This window comes from Clostridium tetanomorphum, from assembly GCF_017873215.1.
GTDB lineage: Bacteria > Bacillota > Clostridia > Clostridiales > Clostridiaceae > Clostridium_AO > Clostridium_AO tetanomorphum.
On the sequence record NZ_JAGGKA010000046.1, the window covers coordinates 1 to 3,463 of the forward strand.

The 3,463-nt window shown below is 30.3% G+C and carries 3 protein-coding genes; all 3 read left to right on the forward strand.

Annotation, left to right across the window (positions count from 1 at the left end):
* A partial coding sequence (locus tag J2Z24_RS21045; RefSeq protein ID WP_276513817.1) for a sodium/glutamate symporter occupies positions 1-390 on the forward strand: 390 nt, incomplete at its 5' end.
* A 564-nt stretch (positions 391-954) separates the two neighbouring features.
* Positions 955-2,148, forward strand: a complete 1,194-nt coding sequence (gene gltS, locus J2Z24_RS21050) for a sodium/glutamate symporter (RefSeq protein ID WP_173679986.1) — start codon at positions 955-957, stop codon at positions 2,146-2,148.
* A gap of 352 nt (positions 2,149-2,500) precedes the next feature.
* Positions 2,501-3,463 (forward strand): sodium/glutamate symporter (locus tag J2Z24_RS21055; RefSeq protein ID WP_209795129.1); only part of this gene is annotated, 963 nt, incomplete at its 3' end.

Sequence of the window (3,463 nt, forward strand, 5' to 3'; positions counted from 1 at the left end):
ATTAATCAAAAATGTACTGATATACTTGGAAATATAGGCTTAAATGTATTCCTTTCCATGGCTCTAGTTGGATTAAAATTATGGGAACTTGCTGCAGTTGCAGGTCCAATGCTTGTAATTCTCATTGGGCAAACAATCTTAATGGCTGCGTATGCTTACTTCATTACATTTAATCTTATTGGAAGAGACTTTGATGCAGCTGTTATAGCTGCTGGACACTGTGGTTTCGGTATGGGAGCTACTCCTAACGGAATTGCTAATATGACAGCTGTTACAGAAAGATTCGGAGCTGCACCTAGAGCATTCTTTGTACTCCCTATAGTAGGTGCTTTCCTCATAGACTTTACTAATGCTATTGTTATAACCACTTTTGCTAACTTCTTTAAATAAACTAATATATCTATGAAATGCTATATGTTAAATTCATATAGCATTTCATTATTTTTTGTAATTTTTGCAGCATCTCTATTGATATACTTCATATTTGAAAAATAATTTAATTTTCAAAACAATGTTAACTACATGAATAAACACCTATCTATTCACCAATCTTCTTTATATTCTTAATTTTAATATTTATTTAAAAACAACTTATCAATATTAATTTTATATAAATAATTTAAACTTAAAATTCATTTAAATATACCTATATGTCTCTATTCTAAAGAATATTATATATATTAGTCGAATATTGATTTTTTTATTTAATATTTTTGTAGATAATGATCAATATTTATTATATTTTCTACATAAATTATATTTAATAGACAAATAAATATAATTTATGAATTATTTTAAAATAATTTAATATTATGCAAAAATGAATATTTTTTTATAAATCATTCATTTTTTGTAATTTTCGCATTGATTTTTTAAAATCAATTATGTATAATAAATTTGTATTAGGAAAACGTTTCCGATAATACCAATTTTTTTATGAAAGGCGGATTTATTATGGAAATTAAATTGGACATGATGCAAACTACTGCCCTTGCCGTTGTAATTTACTACTTCGGTGCTTGGGTAAAAACAAAGGTACAGGTTCTTGACAGATTTTGTATACCTGCGCCAGTTGTTGGAGGACTTATTTTTGCAATTTTAAATCTTTTTTTAAAACAAGGCGGTCTATTAAATCTTACTCTTGATACTACATTACAAAAACCATTTATGATGGTGTTCTTTACAACAATAGGTATGGGAGCTAGTATTGAACTTATTAAAAAAGGCGGATTACAAGTTATTATTTTCTGGTTATTAGCTTCTGTATTATGTATATTCCAAGATGCCCTTGGAATATTATTAGCTAAAGTAACTCATGTAAGTCCAATGTTAGGTTTACTTTGTGGATCTGTAACTATGACTGGAGGGCACGGTACTGGTGGTGCCTTCGGTCCTTTATTCGAAAAAGAATACGGAGTTGTAGGTGCTACCACATCTGCAATGGCTTCTGCAACATTCGGTCTTGTTATGGGTTCTTTAATAGGTGGACCTATTGGTAAAAGATTAATTGAAGGTAAAGAATTAAAATCCAATGTATCAAGTAATAAATCTATTGAAATAAAAAATGAAGTAAAAGATGAAGTTGTAAATTATTCAGAAATTTTTAGAACTTTAACAATAGTATTAGTTTCTATAGGGGTTGGTGCTGTTCTTGAAGGATTCTTTAAGAGCATACATGTAACATTGCCATCATACGTTAATTCAATGATTATAGCCGCCATTATATTAAACATTGGTGAATCCACTGGCAAATGGCATATTAATCAAAAATGTACCGACATACTTGGTTCAATAGGACTTAATGTGTTTCTTTCCATGGCTTTAATAGGATTAAAACTTTGGGAACTTGCTGCAGTTGCAGGCCCAATGCTTGTAATTCTTATTGGACAAACACTTCTAATGGCTGCATATGCTTATTTCATAACATTTAATCTTATTGGTAGAGACTTTGATGCGGCTGTTATTTCAGCTGGTCATTGTGGTTTCGGTATGGGAGCTACCCCTAATGGAATTGCTAATATGACAGCTGTAGTAGAACGATTTGGCCCTGCACCTAGAGCATTCTTTGTACTACCTATAGTAGGTGCTTTCCTCATAGACTTTTCCAATGCCATTATTATAACTACTTTCGCTAACTTCTTTAGATAAATTAAATAAAAAAACTGTTGGATTAATTCCAACAGTTTTTTTGTTCCAAAAATTATTCTGTGAAAATTTTAAAATTTTTTTCTAAATATGCTTAATATATTGATTTAGGTCAATTATTTTATTCTAATATTTTTATTATTTTTCTCTAATTTCTCCTATATTTTTCCCTTTTTATTACAGATTATTGTGTATATTATGACAAGTTTTTAAAAAATATATTGAATTTAAAGAAAACTTGTGATATTATTTTTATTGTGACAGATTAGTCAATTAATCCATTAGTATAATGGATTAATTGACTAAACCAATATTTTTATTATAAATATATTTTTAGAAAGGCGGTTTTATAGGTATGGAGATCAAATTAGATATGATGCAGACCACAGCTTTGGCGGTAGTGGTTTACTACTTTGGTGCTTGGGTAAAGACAAAAATACAAATACTTGAAAAATTCTGTATACCTGCACCAGTTGTTGGCGGACTTATTTTTGCAATTGTAAACCTTATCGTAAAACAAAACGGACTTTTAACTTTAAATCTTGATACTACATTACAAAAACCATTTATGATGGTATTCTTTACATCCATCGGTATGGGAGCAAGTATTGAACTTGTAAAAAAAGGTGGCTTACAAGTTGTTATTTTCTGGTTATGCGCTTCTGTATTATGTATTTTCCAGGATGCTTTAGGCGTTATATTAGCTAAAGCATTAGGACAAAGCCCAATGTTAGGATTACTTGCTGGATCAATAACAATGACAGGTGGTCATGGTACTGGTGGTGCTTTTGGTCCATTATTTGAAAAAGACTATGGTGTTGTAGGAGCTACTACTACAGCAATGGCTGCAGCTACTTTCGGTCTTGTTATGGGTTCAATAATTGGTGGACCTGTTGGTAAAAGAATAATAGAAAAAAAAGGCTTAAAATCAAATGTATCTGTTGAAGCTCAGGCAGCAGCTACTACTGAAGCTAAGAATGAAGCTATAAACTATGAAGAAATATTCAAGACTTTAGCTATTGTATTAATATCTATTGGTGTTGGTGCTGTACTTGAAGGATTCTTTAAAAGCTTAAAGATAACGTTACCATCATATGTTAACTCAATGATTATTGCTGCTATTATACTAAATGTAGGTGAATCTACTGGTAAATGGCACATTAATCAAAAATGTACTGATATACTTGGAAATATAGGCTTAAATGTATTCCTTTCCATGGCTTTAGTTGGATTAAAATTATGGGAACTTGCTGCTGTTGCAGGTCCACTTCTTATAATACTTATAGGACAAACTATATTAGTAGCATTATTTGCAACA